An 18,075-nucleotide genomic window follows, 5' to 3' on the forward strand; every position below is an offset into this window, starting at 1 on the left:
AAACAACGCAACCAGGAGTTCCTGCCCGAATCGCGGTTACAATCAAATCACGTTGCAACACCCGATTCCTTGTGTCACAGCCATCGGAGTCTTCCTGACTCCAAGCCTGGCCGAATTGATCCCGGGCATACCCTGACTTCGGCGCACGACCCTTGACGGGGATGGCGCTCAGCGCCTCCGCAGCTCCCGGCTGGAGGGTTTGACCGGATAAACTGGTCGGAGTCGACGCGCCCACGAACAGGAAGAGCGCCAACCAAAGTCCTTTCTCAATACCCCCGTGGCCAATCTTCGTTGTGGCCAGCGTGCGATTGCGGGCCGATGCCCATATGAGCCACGCGGTCGAGGGCATGACTTTCCGAGCGCTCGGCATCAGCCGCACCTGGACGAAGTTAGACACGGTGGTCACGTAGCCAGCCGTATGGCGATTCTCCGGCCGAGTGCAACGGCACCGATTGAATGTTGTTTCTAGGAAGTCGACGCGGCTAGATGCGCTCCCCTTTTCGTACTTCTCAGGCGGCTGAGCTCTCCAACTACCAAGACAGGCATAGTGAAAAGTACAATGCGGAGCCAAGTTCCGAGATCGAGGGGGGTTGTACGGAACAGGCTGCCTCCGAAGTTGACGATGGCGACCTGACCGATGACGATGACTGCCACAATTCCTAAAAAGAATCCGTTGGCACCCAACCCACTGAGCCCGCTTCGATCAGTTCCAAACGCCTTAGCGTTAAAGATATTCCAGGCCTGCAGCATGACGAACGTGGTAAAGAAGATCGTCAAGCGCTCAAGTTCCGTGCTCCCGCCGAGAAATGGCGATTTCAAGAGAACCACCAACACAACAAGGAAAGTAAGGCCGGTTCCGAAGATCCTGCGCGCCATTGCACCGCTAACAATGAAATCATCTGGGTTCCGCGGCATGTTAAGCATGACACGGTCATCCGGAGGTGCCGTGGCAAGTGCAAGCGCGGCAAAACTATCCATGATCAGGTTTACCCAAAGCATTTGCGGGACCGTCAGCGGTAGTTCGACGCCAATGAAAGGGCCCAGAAAGGCGATGCCGCATGCAGCCACGTTGATAGTCAACTGGAACAGGATAAAGCGCTGGATATTGATATACAGCGATCGGCCCCACTTTACAGCCGTCGCAATCGACGCGAAGGAATCGTCAAGGATGATGATGTCACTCGCCTCCTTTGCGTACGCAGTGCCTGCACGGCCCATGGCGATGCCCACGCGCGCGTAGTTTAACGCCGGCGCGTCATTTGTCCCGTCGCCCGTCACAGCCACAACTCCGCCCCCTGCCTCCAACGCCCGGACAAGCTTCAGCTTATCATCCGGGCGGGCGCGGGCGAGGATGCGAAGGTCGGACGCGACCCCTATTGCTTCGTCCTCGCTGAGCGCCGCGAAGTCCAGCCCCAGCATCGCGCGACCAGGAACTTGTTCATCCGCTGGGCCCCACAGTCCGATCTGGCGACCGACTTCCTTGGCAGTCTCTATGTTGTCGCCTGTGACTATCTTGACGTGAATCCCTGCAGCCTGCACTTGTGCGACGGCGCCCGGGACGTCGGCGCGGACCGGGTCCGTGATTGCAACAAAGCCGAGCCACGTGAGGGCGGATGAGGCGTGCTGCTCTGGAAAGTCGGTAGCATTGGCCCCTGGAACAACGCAGTACGCGAACCCAAGCGTGCGCATAGCTCGCACTTCATAGGACGCAATTTCGCTACGGAGAGATGATCGCGCCTGATCTGTCATGGGCACTCGCCCTCCAGCGGTGACATGATCCACGCAGCGGGCAAGCACGATGTCGGGGGCGCCCTTCACGTGTAGTACCAGGTCCACCTCCTCGGCGGCCGGGCGGCCGAGCGTGGCCATGTATTTGTACTCAGTGGAGAAGGGCTGCTGGGCGATCAGGTCAAATGATGTACGAACGGTGCCATAATCGATTCCTATCTGCTCGCGCAGCCAAAAAAGCAGCGCTCCTTCCGTCGGATTTCCTACGACCTTGGCCCGACCGTCAGCATCCTCTCCAAGGTGCGCTGTAGCGTTCACAGCCAATGCGTTATGGAGCAGGCTCCGATCCTGGCTCACCTCGTCGACAAAGGGGAATATTGCTGCGTGGACTCGCATCTCGTTGCGAGTGAGCGTTCCGGTCTTGTCCGAGCAAATGTGCGTTGCGGCTCCAATCGTCTCGGTCGCATCGAGGCGCTTCACAAGACAATTTTGCGCAGTCATACGGCGCATATTGAACGCCAGGGAAAGCGTGGTGGCGAGGGCGAGTCCCTCGGGCACCGCGACGACGACGATGGTCACGGCAATCATGAAGTAGTCAAGCACTACCTTGGCGGCGTCAATAGGGATCCACACGGCAGTAACTGGAGTGTTGCTTGCCATCGCAACAATCAGGGCACCGACACTGGCGACAATGGCGCCACCGATCAGCAGGCCCAACCACGTGCCCCAGCCGGCCTCAAGCCATGGAGGTAGTTCCCGTTGCCGGCCAGTCAATTCAAAGAAATCGAATACGATCGGAATCCATATTGGTGCGAGCATCGTCGCGAGACCGATGAGCAGGAAGGGGATGGCGGTCCACTGTAGCGGAGTCATTGGGAGCCCCCCCAGCAGGAAGCCGCGCCCGATGAGTGCCAGGAAGGTGAGGCTGGCGATTCCGAATCCGATCACCCCGATCCATTTCGAGAGGCGTTCTAACTGCTGATCTAGAGGACTCTGCTCTCCCGTCTCTTCGGCTGCCGCGCGTGCCGTGCGACCGACCTCGGTCTGGTCACCAACTTCGGAGATTACCATCCGCCCCGACCCAACCACGAGCATGGTGCCGCGGTAAAGCCGGCTTGGCGAGTAGGTTCCGGGCTCAGACCCTTCGGTAGTCGAGAATTTCGGAACCGGCAGTGGTTCCCCGGTGAGGGAGCTCTCGTTCACCAGCATCGAGATGGACTCGAGGACGTCTCCGTCAGCGGGAACTTCAGCCCCTTGATTCAAAAGGACGACATCGCCAACCACGATCTCCTGTCGCGTTACTTCGGTGACGTGCCCGTCCCGCATGACGGGAATGAGGACGTCGTCACTGCTGCGATTCAGGACGTCAAATTCACGGCGTGCGCGGTGTTCGCTGAAGAAGGCCAGGCCAGTCGCGAGAAGCACCGCACACATAACTCCAACCCCTTCGCCGTATCCGCTCCCGCGTATGATTGCAATCGAGAAACTGATTGCAACGGCAAGGAGGAGGATCCGAATGACCGGGTCTTCAAAATTTCCGAGATAGAGCTTCCACCAGGCCTCACGCGGCGGCGGTGTGAGGACGTTCTTGCCATGCCTCGCCCGACTTTCGGAAACTTGTTCGGAGGACAACCCGGTGACACGAGATGCTGATGGCGCTGAGGCCATGCGTACTCCAACGTGACAAGGGTGAAAGAACTAGAACCGAACTAGACGACTTGAAGCCCCCTTCCGGTATATCAAGTACAGCTACCGGTTCGGAATGGCTTCGTAGGCAGGCTATTACGTCCACATTTTGAGATCGGTCATCGGGTGGGCGCCACCCTAGAGGTTCTGCCTGGTCGCCGAGACGGCTCGCGGCACCGCCTCGACGACATTCATGGGATGAGTGGCAAATCGGCACATCTGCTAGCTCTCAAGCAAGCTGCGCGTCGAGAATATCGGAACCAATGACAGGAATGGACTCAGGAACCGGATGGTCTCGGCTAGGCTCCGTGCGTTTGTGGCTAGAATCGGACTTCGATTCTCCGGTTCCTCGCGCGTCCACTGGCTGTGTCGTTGCTCGCTATCGGGGACTCGGCACCCTTTCCGGAAGCATCGACTCGGGCCACATCCACGCCTTCAGTTGCCAAGTACACCTTGAACGCTTCGGCCCGTCGCACCGAGAGGGCCAAGTTTGCCTGCGGATCGCCGTCACTGCTCGCGTGACCGGTTATTGAGACACGAGCGTTCGCATTCGCCGCAAGGTAGGTCTTGATTTCGGCAACCACGTTCGCCGGGACGAAGCTCAACCAACGACGAATTCGGCCCAAAGTATGCCGGGATGAGTACGCCATCCGCAGTGCGCCTCGGTCCATCCGCAACGCCCCCTGCTCCAGGTGTTCCGAGCGGGGCAGACTGGGTTGCGGTCCTACTAGCCGTCCTGGGCGTTCCTTCGGGTTTTACGCCGGAAGTAGCCGCACTCACCGATCCGTCGATCGACTTTGTGGCGCTCGGACGGCGGACGGCCGATTTATCATTTGACGTGGCAGAATCTCCGCCGCTCGGAGATGAGGAAGGCGTCGCTGCTGCCGCTTCTGCCGTTGCTGGAGCAGTACTAGGCAGTCCCGCGGCCGGTGGGGTTGTCACTGGCGATGGTGCCCCCGCCACTCCAGCACTGTCGGCCCCACCTGCACCCACGGCAAGATTACCTCGCAAACTTGAATCCCCGGCTGTCTCTGTGGCAGGGGACCCCGACCCGCCGTCTGCGACTCGCGGGCGACCAAAGAAGAACCAACCCGCGCCTGCCAAGAGGACGGCAGTCCCGAGTATGAAGGCGCCGCTGCGCTTCCGTTCAGTGGCGACGGGCCCAACCCGGTCATCACCGCCATTGGGTGCCGCTGCGCCTCTCCCTGTTGATCCTACACCGCCACCCTTGGCCAGATTGATTTCTTTCCCTGCGCTGTCGCCCTTTGCAAGGTTGAAATCCTTACCGCTCCCTCCGCCTTTGTCGAGATTGAAGCCCATTATCGTGTCCGGGTTTAGGGGTACGTTATGTGTAGATGCTCATCAGTTCGCCCAGGCTTCCGCTGTGACCTCGTCCCATCGCCTCGAATTGCCATGATATTCCATCTCGGTAGAGGCGGCCAAATTCGACAGCATCCTCATCTCCGAAGCTCTCCTTCAGGTCGTAGCGTGCCAACTCCATGTCGTTCGACTCATTGAGAATGCGAATGTAGCAATCATCCACCATACCGAAATTTTGCGCGAGGGTACGCCGGTCCTTGTTTGTATCGTTGGGGTATTTGCAGATGGTGACGCAGATAATGATCTGTTCAACGGCTGCACTGACCCGTGGAAGGTTGATGAGCATATCCTCTTTGTCGTCCCCTTCACCGCTCCTGCGCCCGTCCGGGTCATCGATTGCGCCAAGAATCGCGCGGTCATCCGAGACAGGCCTGAACAGGCCTTTCTCCTTGGTGTCTTCGATCCCGTTCCCCATGTTAACTTGGCCATAAAAGACAAAATGGCTGTCAGAGGCGATTTTGAACGTCTTTCCAATCGCGAACGCTGAGACGTCAAGGTCAAAGTCCGGGCCGCCTGGTTCTTCATTCGGAGACCAGCCCATCCCAATTCGAACGGTCTGTAACCCAGGTGCCGCCTTTGAGAGATCAAATCGATCCCCCTTCTTCAAGTTGAAGCTTCCCATGGCCACCCATTCCCCGGCTAAGTGTAGAGTCCCACTAACGCTTCCAACCCGCCACCGAATGCATCACCCATCGCTTCAAACTTCCACTCGCGTTCCGAGCGATAGAGGCGCCCAATCATCATCGAGTCGGCATCCCCAAACTGTTCTGTAAGTGTGAAACTGCAGATCTCCTCGTCATTCGACATGTTCACGACTCGAATGGCCGCGTTGCGCACATTCCCGAAATTGTGGCCCCGTTCTTCCGCCTCGTGAATCGTCACCGTAAAGAGAATCTGTTCCACCTGGCTCGCGACTTTGGCTAGATCAACTTGGATGACCTCATCGTCACCTTCGCCCGCCCCGTCACGATTGTCACCCATATGCTCCACGGCGCCGTCTTCGCTAACGAGGTTGTTGTAGAAGACGAAGAACTGTTCACTCGGTACTTTGTTCGTAGTGCCGAGCATGAACACTGATGCATCACAATCCGCTGGTTTGCCGTTGACGATCGTCTTATCCCAGCTGAGGCCAATGTGTATCTTCTGGAGGCCTCGTTTGGTTAAGTCGATCGGTTGCTTCTTCCGTAGTTCAATGGACATTATCACTCCGCGAAAAGAGAGTTATTCTCCGCTGCCCTTCTTTTTCTTAGTCGGCTTGCGCCTCGCTGGTGCCCGGGCGGGTTGCTGCTGGTTAGTTAGAGCCGGGGGAGGAGCGGGTTGAGCTCCTGGATCCGATGGTGTGTCTGGTTTTACGACGGCTTTTGTACTCCGCTTGCCCGGAAGAGGGGGAGGGGCGGGTGTTTGAGTTGACGGCCGTGGCAGTCGACTCACCCTAGATTCCTCCCGAGATTCAACTCGGTCCGGGAGAATCTCTTCCTTGCGCTTTTCAGGACGTCCGACCGGGGGCAGTGGTGGACGAACCGGAGTATTACCACGCATGGGCGGGTGAATAGGCGGCATTGGTGGGGCTGGCACCTTCGCACCCTCACTACTACGGCCGCCTGCTATTCTGATTTCTCTTGACGAAGATCCATGAAGCGGTGGAAGCGGAGGTGGCGCAGGCGGCCTCGGCGGGAGTGGGGGTGGAGTGACTCGAACCTCGCGGGTAGCAGTGGCCCCACCAGAGGCTGGTTTCGTCGTGACCGTGATCTTGATCTCCACCCGCTCTTCACTACCGACAATTTCCTGATCAGAAAGCGCAAAGATCCCGCGGGACAGTAACTCAACGAAGTTATCGAATGGAGGAATCACTTTGGTGGCGCCGAATTCCCGCTCGAAGGACTTCACGAATTCAGGCGAGCCAACCGATATCCCATTAAGCACGATCTTCTCAGTGCGCATCATGGAAGAACAGTTGGATACGAACGACTGGAATCGGAACGCGATGTACTTCAGAGAGCCTGCTGCCATTTGCTCAAGTTCGCGGCGGTCGACAATGACGCGGGCCTTGCAGAAGTCTAGCAATTCAATCACAACGTCTAGTTGATCATACTCGAACCGGTTTATTTCAACCGCTGCCCTCTTGTGAAAGCGCTTGATTTCCTCCTCAAGCAACAACGGATCGAGGAGGATTCGGGATGAGCTGCGCTTGGCAGCCTTCTGCACAAGCAGCTTTGCAAGGTCTCCAACACGGAAGTCTACTCCCTTCCCGATGAGGACCTCTGAAGCGCGCTTCACGATCGCACCATCACATTCGAGATAGTGAAAGCGCATATCTCCAAAGGAGGGTTCGACTATCGCGATGTTGCCTTTGGACGGAACGACTGCCTTCCGCTGCAAGCTCTTAACAAACGCCGAATGGTAATCCGTCGGATTCTGGAGAGCGTACCCATCACCTGCAAAGAATTCACGCAACCTGTCCTGGGCGTCGGGGTGAATACCAGGAACAAAGCAGAGGTGCACTGGTATCGCCGCTTCCATGTCAATGAACTGATCGAACGCCCTCATCCGCTCAGAATACGCGGCCTTCACCTTCTGGCTCACGTCTTGAAGCAATTGGATTGCCGGAATCTCTAGGTCGAATCGCCGAAAGGTCTGCTGCTGATCACGAATGATGGCGTAGAAGTCACCGAACGCGGAGCCGTCCTTGGCTTCATACCGCTCCCTCGCAAAGTCGTCATTTCGTACGTCGCCACCACTTACGAAAAAATAGAGCAACGGCTTCTGTGTCTCGCCAATCGTCAACACCTCCCATGCACTCTCATTCGGGAGAATAGTGCCGACGAAATGGTCCTCAAAAAATATGATGGCGAGCGCTGTATTCATCGATGTATTTATTGACCAAAGAGCTTTGGAGAAAGGACGGTATCCAGGAAGCACATACCTTCCAGGATGATTATTGGCGCCTCAAAATCGAATTTGCTTTGGTCTTCGCCGCCGCCCTGCGCTCTTAGAGTCTCGAGTGCCTTCCGCGCCAGTCGATAGTCGGGAATGTTATCAATGTATGCCTTTAGCCTCATTCCACGAAGATCCTGATCAAGTGTTGGCATATTCACCCCGAAGTATTCTCGCGTGAACTGCCGGAAGATCTGTGCGAAGTCGCCAAATCTCTTAAATTCCTGCGGCGTGGCGAACTGATTGCCGAAGTGTTGGAGGAAGCGTCCCTCTACGGGGGCCAACTCCTCAATTGGGGCGCCATTGTACGTGTATCCCTCCTCACCGATCAGCTCCGCGATGGGTTCCGGAGTCGTCTTGATTACGCGGGAGGCCGCCAAACCGAAGGACACCTCTGCCTTCACATGCTTAGCGCTGGTTGGCCTGATTTGTAGACCAATCTTGTGTTGCCGCGCCTGAGGTCCGTAGCCGGAGAAAAAGCATGCTTCGAAGTAGTCAAGTGCGGCTGCCTCGTTCACTGCGGGCAGCCAGTCAAACATTCTACCACCCTTTCCGAAGCAGCCAATCATGACGTCGGTAAACGTACCGAAGTAGTCTCCCGGGTTTTCCTCCTGCGTTTGGCGGATGCGGGATGCCAACTGGCCCGCATAAAACATTATCAAGCCCGTCATGAAGGCGTTGAGCGTGAATAGTTCAGGGCAATCAGCCGCAATGCTTCGATAAAAGTCAGCGAGTTGCCCTTCGGCATTCAATCTGTCTACGATCTGATTGTAGTAGTAGCTGGCGGTGTTCCCGTTCAGCCGATCGGGTGGCACAGTGATTCCGTGGATGCTTAAAGTTCTCTTTCGACAGAAGGACCTCAATACATCCTGAAACTTTGGAGACTTTCGGGTTGCGTCAGCAAGCCTGCCTGCAGCAAGCCTGATCGATCCTTCCTTGATGAGAGTCTCGCTGAAATCATCCGGACGATCAGATGTCCTATCCTTCTTCTGAGCAATGCAGAGAATGTCCGTCGTCGAGCCACCTACATCGAACCCAATAATGAGACCTCGCTGATCTGCCTGAAAGCCGACGTCGAGGGCATGCTTGCAGACTGAAGCGGCTTCCGTCTGTGCCTGAAGCTCAAGCGGACTTCTTGATCGCGCCCCAAGTGTCGCTACTTTGGCGTTCCCATATTCTCTTTCTGTCGCTTCGAGTGGGTTGAGGGTGCCAACCGCTAGCCACAACTGCTGATAGTGCGTCCGCGTGGGACTGCTCATGGCAGATGGATATGCCCAGACCAGCGACTCGGGATACCTCTCAAGCTCTAGGAGTTCGGCATAGGTGCACAGCCACAACACCTTGAGGAGTCCTTCCTTGTAAGCGTTCTCCTTCTTGTCATGACTCCACTTCATATTGAACTTGATGTAGCTCGGCTGGTTTGTGAATTGCACGGTGTATGTAGAATCCGTAGCTTCCACGACTGGAATGTTGCGCTCGAAGACCGGGAAGCCTCCCTTGATTGCGGCAGCAAGTGCGATACTGGGATCAACGTCTACACCGGGCACACGACATTCATCGTGGGTCATGATCATTGACTTGATCAAATTGCTTGCTGTTTCTTCGTTTTGGAAGAAGAACACTTCACTTGGTGTCGCAGAAACTTTTGTGTTGTTCGCAACATCTGACCCCAGCAGACCAAGACGCCTATTCTTGAATTCGACCAACTTGGGGTCTTGTCCTGCCTCAGCATAGCTGATGCAAATGTTGTTGCTCCCGAAATCGAAGCCCACACGGACCCCTGTCAAATTGCGGGAACGATTGCGCAGGTCCTTGAGGGTATTTCGATCGCCAGAAGTCAGACTACGGAAGACAACGTACCCTGAACACTTGTTCTTAAACTGCAACTCCACGCCCTTGAATGGTTCTGCACTCTCGTAGATTTCATACTTCAGGTCGGTCGTGCCGACCTTGTTGATATCGTACTCGACGACGATTGCGGCCTGATCCTCTTCCGCCACCTTCTTGCCGTTCACGGCGATTTTCCGAAAGCGGTAAGCTCCAGGCTGCTCGTCCACCAGGAGATTGAACCCGACCTTGTCAGCTCGAAGAGGGTAGGCCTTGAGCTCAGGTCCGTTGTGGGGTAGTTCGGAGTACAGGTAGTACTGCTTCCAGATCTTGGATACGAAATTCGGCCAGCACAGAATTCGCTGGCCTTCAATTCGTACTGGCTCCTTGAAGCTCTTTGTGAATGAAGTTGCGTTCCCGTTGACATCGACTTGCAGCGTCACCTGGAGCGACTTTGATGCCATGTCAAAGATGCCCGACATATAGGACCTGATGTCACCACCACTCTGGAGCAGCCCGCCGAGATTGTCTTGGAAGATTGCCAAGCCCTTCTCCGACAGCGGAATCGAGAAGTACTTGTCACCCTTGTCGGATGGTACCTTGAGGAGGTGGACTCCGGCGGATGCGGCTTCTGCGTCATCGTTGAAGATGATCTCTGCGACAGTACTTGTATCCGGGTTCAAGAGAAGTTCGGCCAATTCAACTTCAACGGGGCTGACACCATCGCTCAGTTGCAGTGTTGACTGATCGCCGGAAATTCTCCCTCCCCACCCATACAGTGTGGTCTGGAAGTTGAAGAGTCGATCAAAAGGCGCCGAGAACTTCTTCAAATTTGGGGCGATCGCCTTCTTGTCGAAGTCGAAGCCCTTTCTTGTGGCATATGCCTCGATGTCAGTCATCCACCGCGTGAGGAAGACCTCAACCCTACTGACCGATGGCTTCCGCTTCGTAAAGTGAGACTTATAGTCGTCCATCGACCGAACAATGTGAGCAACATAGGCGTAGAGCTTCTCTACCTCTTCGTGCGTGAGATTCGCCCGCAAGGGATCCGTGAACTTCTTCGTGATTTGGCTGTAGAAGCCCTTCTTTGTGTTGATGTCGTAACTGGGGGCGGTGAATAGGAGCGCCTCGGGCGCCGTACCCCCGATCACAAGCCCGTTGTAGCGGATGATGTAGAGAAAGGGCTTCGCCCTCTTGGTAGTGTCCGTTTGTTCGTGCTGATCACACCACAGCTCCGCATCATCAAAGAGCATGTTCCCGAAGGCGCCCTTGGGTTCATACATATTGGTCGTCTCGCCCTTGTCCCGACCATCCGAATACTCAAGGCGTACCTTTTCGACCGTTATGGGTTGATTGTCGAGGGCGAGGCATGCCACTAGCCCTTTCCATTCGTCCTGAAGTGTTTTGTAGAAGGCCAGCAGTCCACGCAGATCTTCACCGGCCTGGGCGACGTAACTGATGGCATACTTGAACATGGCCGGGCGTGCAAAGGGAGTTGGAATGCCCGAAATCAGCCTGTTCAACTCTTCACTGCTTTCAATGTTTACGTCTGGTGTGACAATCCCGGAAATGAACATGTCAGGAGCCTGGAGCTTATTCCAAGCATACTCCGACCCAGCGGCTTGCCCATGGCTCGTGGTAATGACGAGCGGCTTCAGGTGTTTGGTTCCAGACATAGTGATTTCGCTCAATTGTGGAGAATGTTGAACAGCTTCGTCAACGTGTTATACGCGTGGCCCAGAAACCGCTCATTGAGACGCTCCACTTTCTGCCTCTCAGCAGAGGGCCGAACTGATTGGTCGTCTTGGATCACCTTGCGGAATTCGTCGTAGGGATCACCGGAGCCAAGGCCGAACTTTCCTTTCCTCGCGAACTGGTGCGCTTCATCGGAAAAAATCTTGCCAAAATGGAAGTCTCGGAGTTGCTTCGCGTTTCCGCTTAGAGCGTCCGTGTGAAAGAGGAATGGCCCATTGACACTCTGGCGCACCTGAAAGAGCCAACCAGGGACCACACTCGACGCGGTGAAACTGAAAGCGAATGACTTGAGGTACTCGTCAAGATCCTTGGCGTCATCGAGAGGAAGGTTGATGTAATCAGGAATTCCAAACGTCTTGAATTTCTTGATGAGATTGTCCGTACCATTCTGTCCCTCCCCGGCCCTTTCTCGATTGATTACGATATGGGCCAACGCCAGGAGAGCACCGGCACGATTCATGAAGTCCTTTGCATGCTCGTTTCCGACAAAATCTTGAAAGTCGAACAGAAACGCGTCGTTCTGCCAATCAGCGGAACGGTACACGATGTCGTGTTGTTCCTGGCTTCCGACGCGGTTGAAGAAGTCATGAGCCGCCGCGGCACACAACAGTTCCGTGATGTGGGCGGGGTTTTTCTGCTCGTCGCCGCCCGTGACCGTGCGGCTTGAGGTGTCACCCATGGAAAAATTCGTTTGATGCGGCCAGCCAACGTGGTACATCAGTTGGTAGGTCTTCTTAACTGTTTCATCGTCGTCATAGAACATCAAGGCCGCTTGACTGTTCCTGGAGAAGTTGTTGGAGTCAGCAATAATCTTCTGTTCCTTACGCTGAGCTGCGTCAGGAACATTGAAGTTGAAGTACTCGGTGAGCAGGCTGCAACCAAATCGCGCATCGGGATGGATCCGCGCATTCTTATCACGAATGCGCAGGGCATCATCGAGTGCGCGGGGTAGCACCGGAATGGAGGAGGCCCCTGTTCCGCCAAAAATGGAACCGAAGATGAAGACCCTCGCACGCTCCTCGGCTTGATAGATTTTGTTGATGAAGTCGAGAAGGGACTGATCTGCTTTCCCCGCATGGCCGTCCCGCACCTTTCTGGCCGCATCAACAATACAGTGATACATGAGATGCGAACCAAGATGGGTCTGAGCGCGGTATCCATGGTTGAGCTTGAACTGCTGGACATCCTTGTCAAAAAAGAGATCCGATAGTGCCTGATTGTCTCGCCGAGTCTCTTCGCTGCCACTATTCAGGCCGCTGATCAACTCGTAGGTGAGACGCTCACCGGCATATTCGGGGGCGAACTTATGGAGATTGAGCTTAGCTGAAAAGAACGAATTAGCCGTGGGCTTGCCCTGGTCCATTCCCTTGATGCGAATGTAGCGCTCGATCAGTTGTTCACTCCGCCCCTTATTCCCATTGTTCGTATCGGTATCAATAGAGAGAATATCGATTTCACGATTATCGAACATGCCCATCGCGCACAAATGCGTAAACGCCTCGAGGCAACGCATTCCCGTTCCACCGATTCCGATCACAAAGTACTTGTCTGCAGCCATAGGTAGTGTCGCCAGTGTGATATGTGGCTAACGTCCTGCGGAGAACCAATTGGCAAGCTTTCCCGTTGAGAACACCTTCGTGAGCACGAACCCCACTACTAGATAGGTCAATAGTGCGATCGCGCATCCGGTAGCGTTGATGGTCATAAACTTGGCCTGCAAGTTCGTGGATACTCCCGATGCCACTGCGAATGCGTTGTAGCCAAAGAACGTCGCAAGCATGGCAAAGAGGAGTAGCCAGTAGGAGAGCCGGCGCTTCCCTGGATCCTTGGGCCGTGAGCCTCCTTCGAACTTTATCGAGTGCGCAATCACGACCGCGAGCAGCAGGAATAGCCCCCCAGTAACAGCCCCTGCGATGTACGTGCGCATTGCAAGCGCGTCCAGATCCCTAGGGGTCTTTACTATGACTTGAGGGAGAATCACGAGCAAGGAGCTGAGCATTGTGCCAACCGGGTTTGAGGTAGCTGTGGCCTATCGCGCAATCTTCACGTAGAACGTGTACAGCACTTTACCCTTGATGCTAGCAGTAACGTCTCGTAGTGCTAGACCTACACTGGACCCTAACGAAGGGATCTTGTACCCGCCGCCGTAGCTGAGGGAGAGGACCTCTTCCTGGTCTGAGGAACTCACTAGCGTCGCGGCCGCGACCACAATGTCGATCTGAAACACGGCCGTTCGGGCGTTGCCGGAATAGTCTGGCTTTAACTTGATTCCGACTTCCTTTGTTTCACTATTGTAGACAAAATCGAACATGCTGTCCGTCGGCTCTCCGCGACTGAACGTTGCGACGATTGGCTTGTTCGCCACGGTGTCCTTTTTCCCTGTCTCGACATCCGTCGTGACCTCGGGCGGGGCTTGAGTCGCCGCGTCAAATAGTTGCTCAAGCGGGCCGGAAATGTCGTAGACCTTCATTCCAAAGGTGACGTCCTTTAAAAAGGATACCTTCGAATCCACCCGGACTTTGCTGATAATACGCTTATCCGTTTGACTTGCGTCCTGGTTGAATGCGAGCAAATCCTCGGCATTAAAGTCGTAGTACTCAAAGGCACGCTTCGACGGGCTCGGAGCAAACTCCTGCGGTACGACGTTTTCATTGGCATTGCCCCCGGTTGCTGCTGTGTTATGCGAGACGGTGAATGCACCAGGGTTGTACGCGAAGTGCTTGGTCACGCCCGCGGTTTGATTCCGGTACTGTTCCTCTAGAAATGGAACCACTGACGACGTGAACGCTGTGTCAGATTCAAGGATGCCGCGCGGAGTGAAGACAAGTGTATAGATCCAATTCGGGTATGTCTTGGCGCGATTCTTGTCGAACCAATAGTCTGGTTTTGCGTACTGGGTCGCGAAGATATCAAGCTGGTTGCCAGCGGTTAGCCACTCCTTGAAGTTGTTCTGACCCCAGGCCGATGCATCAATTGGGTGCGGGGCGGGGGAGCCGGGCAGGGATTGCTTGAGTGTTATGTCCTCAACACGCTCGAAGTCGGTCACAAAGAGCGACACGCGGTCCCGGTGAGACACGATTCTGTCGAGCGCTACCTTCAATCGTGATCCTGCATCAACGTAGTTCTTCAGATCCATGAAATTTGCAGCCGGTGACGCGATATCAATCGGCGCTGGCTCCGCAACCGCACCTACGCGGAAATATGTAACGTTGCGACCACCCAAGAAATTCTTGAGTCTGTCATTGATGTCGGCGGTTGCCCGCATCCCTTCGCCCATCCCTGCGGAGTAATCCAGAAAGGCGTCAATCGTTCTTGTGGTCACCGACGGCGTTTCCGGAAAGGCCATCGCATGGTACCGCGTGAGGAGTTCGGCGTCGACGACCATCTCCGGTGGCGGGCAGCCAACAAGAAGAGCGGGTGCGCAGAGCACCGCTCCCAACCTGAAAATTCTGCCACCTAGCAATGCAGCAAACTTCATGATTGTCGCCCCATATCAAGATGGCGAAGTTTGGGACGTGGCGGGACGGCCGCCCATCCCGTAAGACCTGGCCCCACTACTGGCCAATGCAAGTACAGTGTGGCAACGACATCTATCGCCGCACCAGCGAGTTCATCCATCGCGGCGCTCAATGCGCTACATGACTAGTTCTGGGCGGCGATGAAGGCTGTCAAGCGGGGTGGCATACCCGTGGCCCTCTTGGCGAGCATCTCCAAGAGTTGCTTCTCTACCGCGTCGACCTTGCCATCCCCTTCAAGGCGGAGAATTAGCCAGTCCGCTTCACCCTCATCAACTACGCCAGGAGTGCGATCGTCGTCCAGGAGGAAGGAGCAGATCGCCTCAGAAAAGAGCACACCCCAACTTGGGTCATTGTCCGCGCCCGAGCACTTGTTGTTCAATTCGAAGAGGAGGTCCGCTTCTGCTGCATCGATACGCCCGTCTGCATACAAGGCGCCGCGAAGGACCGCGACTTCACCTGCATCGATCTTCCCGTCCAGCAAGATGGCCTTGGAGAGTGCATTTAGATCAGTCATCACATTGCTCCCAATCATGGTAAAAAGTGCGCGGCACTCGAATCGTGCCCTTGAAGAACCCAATCGAACTTGGCTGGTCGGCTCATGCTCGTTCCCTTGCAACTCACCGCATCCCCTGCTGACTGATTATTAAGATGCCCCCCGGGAGTGCCCGTCCATAACTCCGAAGGCCAGTCGGATCGAGTAGTGATGCATAGCCTATAGCATCAATATCCTCACGACCATCAGGATCCAGCCCACCGCGATAATGACCGAAGCGAGCTTTCGCGCCACCTGCACCAGCACAAGAAAGATGGTCAACACCGCGAGGTAGCCAAGCGGATCGATCAGGTCGGCCGGTATGGTGATCCCCGGCAACAGCTTTTCAAGTAGCCACCCCAGCAGCGCCCCGATGTAATGGGCAGCCGACGAGGCGAACGTCAGAAGTTGGGCTAGGATCTCACGGGCCGAGGCAGTCACGGCCGGTTTGCATGATCGTGTGACGCTGTACGCACTCTCACCATGAGAGTGGCGGCGCCCACGGAGTCACGGCCAAGGCGCGGGCTCGACCGTAGCATCCCAGATCATCGGGCCCACACGGATCAGGTCGCCAAATCCGGCCGCGCGGACTGTCCCTCGGACCACCACGGTGGTGTTCCTCGCGGGTGGGGCATTGCTGGCCACTACCCAAATCGCATCCTGCCCACGACCCAACCGGAATCCACTAAAGCCGAGTAACTCGATCGGAATTACCTCTCCCACTTCGCCGCGCAGGCGAATTACTTGACCTGCAAACTGATCTGGTGCCGTCATCACCTGATCGATTCCGGTCTCGCCGCGTCGGTTCGCAAACGCCAAGCCGCCGACCACGGCAGCTGCCAGGACCACGAGGACGCCGACGATTGAGAAGGTGCGACCAGGGTGAGACACGAAATGAACCTCGACCGCCCAGGAGCTGTGGTGCGATGGGCGCGCAAATTCGGAATGATCTCGGTGATACTGGCGACGCTGGGGGGACGGCCACCCTGATCCTCCGGGTGCCCGCTTGGCGCCGCCTATCCTAGGATACTGCCGGGTCCCGCTTCCCGAAAGGGGTGGCGGACGTGGCGTCCCATGCACCCCGGAAGCGATCCTCGTCGAGGGGCGCGACGAGGCAGCGTGGAGAGACGACCTAGGGTACCGGCGCGTTGAGCAACCCGTAGCCTTCTTTCCCTGCGCGGAAAGCAATGCGCATCGGGTGGTTGTAGACGAAAGAATCGATCGCCGTGCGGACGACGCCGCCGCCCACCCAGTGACGGCTGTCCTGGTTTGGGGATTCCTTGGTTCCATAGCTCATATCGGTGCCGCCTTTCTGTTCGGAGGTCCACCCCCCAACATCTCCGCTCGCACGATCCAACGTCGCCTCAAGGAACCCCTGGGCGTCGTAAAACTTCGCGTTGCTCTGTCCGCCAGCGACTGTCTTGCACCCGACGCGTGTCCTCGGGGCAGGCCGGTAAGTTCCATTGGGGTTCGCAACCAACTTACCTGTCTGAAGTGGGTCTCCCGGAAGGTACGTATACGTTCTTCGTCGACCGTCGGGGCCGGCTTCATCCTCAACCTGCATCTGCGAAATACTCGTAAGTGCCTGGGCGAGGTCGTTCGCATCCATGGCCCTGCAGCCCTGGAGCAGCGCTCCGGTCGGGTTTTCAATGAACACCACCGACCAGTCACCCGGGAGCGCGGGATGGTACTTGCCATCGTCCCCAACCCACACGCCCGCTGAGGTCATCGCGGTCCCGCTAAAGTTCGGCTGTCCCCTGCTGATGAGCGTGATCGTTGCCGTGTTGACGGCGCCAAGCGTCACGCTGTGCGTGAGCAAATTGCTGGCGAGCGGCCGCCACGCCCCGTTCACCGTCATCTCCCCATACACGTATGCCTCGACCTGCGTGCCTCCTATCCCGAGAGCATAGGTGCCTTGGGGCCGCGTGATCGTCGTGTCGGCCGGGACGTTGATCGTCTCGGCACCCACCGTCACGTTGGTCCGGACCAACGGCATCCCCGTCACCTCGGTAACGAGTATCCGCAGCGTCCCCATCGCGATTCCCGTCACGGTGGTGGGCGTCCCGGTCACCTTGGCCGTCGCGTTGTAGGCCGCAGGCATCAGGGTCAGCGACCCCGCGAGGATGACCGGGACTTGCACCGTGCCGGAGCTCCCCACCACCACAAAGCGCCGGCCATCGCTGGCCGCCGCGTCGAGACTGTCGGTACCGGTCGGCCCGGTGAGGGTATAGCCGATGCTCTGCCCCACCGGCACACTGCTGAGGGACGGCACGCCCGAGGCCGTGAGCGGGGTGTAGCCGATGGTGAAGCCCTGGGTGGCACTGGTGACCCCTGACTTGGACACCACAACCTGACCACCACCGCCGCCGGTCGGCACGAGGGTGGCCTGAACACTCCCGTTGCCGGTCGCCACGGTGCTGCCGAGGTAACTGATCGTCACGGTGGGCGTGCTGCGGTCGCTGGCGGTGCCGCTCCCGGAGATCCGGACGGTGTCGCCCTGAAGGACGCTGGCGGGCGTCGCGACCGCTGAGGTCACGGCGAGTGTGGTCGCCGGCGGTGGGCCGCCGGACGGGTTACCGCCTCCGCAGGCCGCCAGGGCGAGGACGGCACCCGCGCGCCAGAGCTTGATGGTCATCGGCAACTCGATGCAGGAAGGCCGGGAACCGAAGGATACGTCGGGGTTGTGGCTGGGCGTAGCCGCGCCCTGCGCCATCC

General features: G+C 56.9%; 12 protein-coding genes. All 12 read right to left on the minus strand.

The features are described from left to right. Window positions 1-465 precede the first annotated feature (465 nt). The gene (locus IPP98_06110; GenBank protein MBL0178687.1) at window positions 466-3,396 is read right to left on the minus strand and encodes a calcium-translocating P-type ATPase, PMCA-type; all 2,931 of its coding nucleotides are present in this window, start codon (window positions 3,394-3,396) and stop codon (window positions 466-468) included. A gap of 338 nt (window positions 3,397-3,734) precedes the next feature. Beyond that, window positions 3,735-4,085: an OmpA family protein gene (locus tag IPP98_06115; protein MBL0178688.1), complete on the minus strand. Its 351-nt coding sequence runs from the start codon at window positions 4,083-4,085 to the stop codon at window positions 3,735-3,737. Window positions 4,086-4,759: 674 nt separating this feature from the next. Continuing rightward, a complete protein-coding gene (locus tag IPP98_06120; protein ID MBL0178689.1) occupies window positions 4,760-5,416 on the minus strand; it encodes a TerD family protein in 657 nt (218 codons plus the stop codon). A 17-nt stretch (window positions 5,417-5,433) separates the two neighbouring features. Beyond that, window positions 5,434-5,994: a TerD family protein gene (locus IPP98_06125; protein MBL0178690.1), complete on the minus strand. Its 561-nt coding sequence runs from the start codon at window positions 5,992-5,994 to the stop codon at window positions 5,434-5,436. A gap of 21 nt (window positions 5,995-6,015) precedes the next feature. Continuing rightward, window positions 6,016-7,659, minus strand: a complete 1,644-nt coding sequence (locus IPP98_06130; GenBank protein MBL0178691.1) for a hypothetical protein — start codon at window positions 7,657-7,659, stop codon at window positions 6,016-6,018. 8 nt (window positions 7,660-7,667) lie between these two features. Beyond that, on the minus strand, window positions 7,668-11,246 hold the full coding sequence (locus IPP98_06135; protein MBL0178692.1) for a hypothetical protein: 3,579 nt from the start codon (window positions 11,244-11,246) through the stop codon (window positions 7,668-7,670). Further along, window positions 11,243-12,868, minus strand: coding sequence for a hypothetical protein (locus IPP98_06140; GenBank protein ID MBL0178693.1), 1,626 nt, complete (start codon window positions 12,866-12,868; stop codon window positions 11,243-11,245). Before IPP98_06140 ends, IPP98_06135 begins: the two co-directional genes overlap by 4 nt. 27 nt (window positions 12,869-12,895) lie before the next feature. Continuing rightward, on the minus strand, window positions 12,896-13,309 hold the full coding sequence (locus IPP98_06145; protein ID MBL0178694.1) for a hypothetical protein: 414 nt from the start codon (window positions 13,307-13,309) through the stop codon (window positions 12,896-12,898). 30 nt (window positions 13,310-13,339) lie between these two features. Then, a complete protein-coding gene (locus IPP98_06150) occupies window positions 13,340-14,788 on the minus strand; it encodes a hypothetical protein (GenBank protein ID MBL0178695.1) in 1,449 nt (482 codons plus the stop codon). Between the two features lie 164 nt (window positions 14,789-14,952). Next, window positions 14,953-15,342 (minus strand): TerB family tellurite resistance protein, encoded by a 390-nt coding sequence (locus IPP98_06155; GenBank protein MBL0178696.1) that lies wholly within the window; start codon window positions 15,340-15,342, stop codon window positions 14,953-14,955. A 198-nt stretch (window positions 15,343-15,540) separates the two neighbouring features. Beyond that, on the minus strand, window positions 15,541-15,801 hold the full coding sequence (locus IPP98_06160) for a hypothetical protein (protein ID MBL0178697.1): 261 nt from the start codon (window positions 15,799-15,801) through the stop codon (window positions 15,541-15,543). A 691-nt stretch (window positions 15,802-16,492) separates the two neighbouring features. Then, on the minus strand, window positions 16,493-18,073 hold the full coding sequence (locus tag IPP98_06165; GenBank protein MBL0178698.1) for a hypothetical protein: 1,581 nt from the start codon (window positions 18,071-18,073) through the stop codon (window positions 16,493-16,495). Between the last annotated feature and the right edge of the window lie 2 nt (window positions 18,074-18,075).

Source organism: Gemmatimonadota bacterium, assembly GCA_016720805.1.
GTDB lineage: Bacteria > Gemmatimonadota > Gemmatimonadetes > Gemmatimonadales > GWC2-71-9 > Palsa-1233.

Bases quoted from the DNA above. Each gene is read 5' to 3' on its own strand.
- IPP98_06110 (MBL0178687.1), bottom strand. From the start codon at position 3,396: ATGGCCTCAGCGCCATCAGCATCTCGTGTCACCGGGTTGTCCTCCGAA.
- IPP98_06115 (MBL0178688.1), bottom strand. From the start codon at position 4,085: ATGGACCGAGGCGCACTGCGGATGGCGTACTCATCCCGGCATACTTTG.
- IPP98_06120 (MBL0178689.1), bottom strand. From the start codon at position 5,416: ATGGGAAGCTTCAACTTGAAGAAGGGGGATCGATTTGATCTCTCAAAG.
- IPP98_06125 (MBL0178690.1), bottom strand. From the start codon at position 5,994: ATGTCCATTGAACTACGGAAGAAGCAACCGATCGACTTAACCAAACGA.
- IPP98_06130 (MBL0178691.1), bottom strand. From the start codon at position 7,659: ATGAATACAGCGCTCGCCATCATATTTTTTGAGGACCATTTCGTCGGC.
- IPP98_06140 (MBL0178693.1), bottom strand. From the start codon at position 12,868: ATGGCTGCAGACAAGTACTTTGTGATCGGAATCGGTGGAACGGGAATG.
- IPP98_06145 (MBL0178694.1), bottom strand. From the start codon at position 13,309: ATGCTCAGCTCCTTGCTCGTGATTCTCCCTCAAGTCATAGTAAAGACC.
- IPP98_06150 (MBL0178695.1), bottom strand. From the start codon at position 14,788: ATGAAGTTTGCTGCATTGCTAGGTGGCAGAATTTTCAGGTTGGGAGCG.
- IPP98_06155 (MBL0178696.1), bottom strand. From the start codon at position 15,342: ATGACTGATCTAAATGCACTCTCCAAGGCCATCTTGCTGGACGGGAAG.
- IPP98_06165 (MBL0178698.1), bottom strand. From the start codon at position 18,073: ATGGCGCAGGGCGCGGCTACGCCCAGCCACAACCCCGACGTATCCTTC.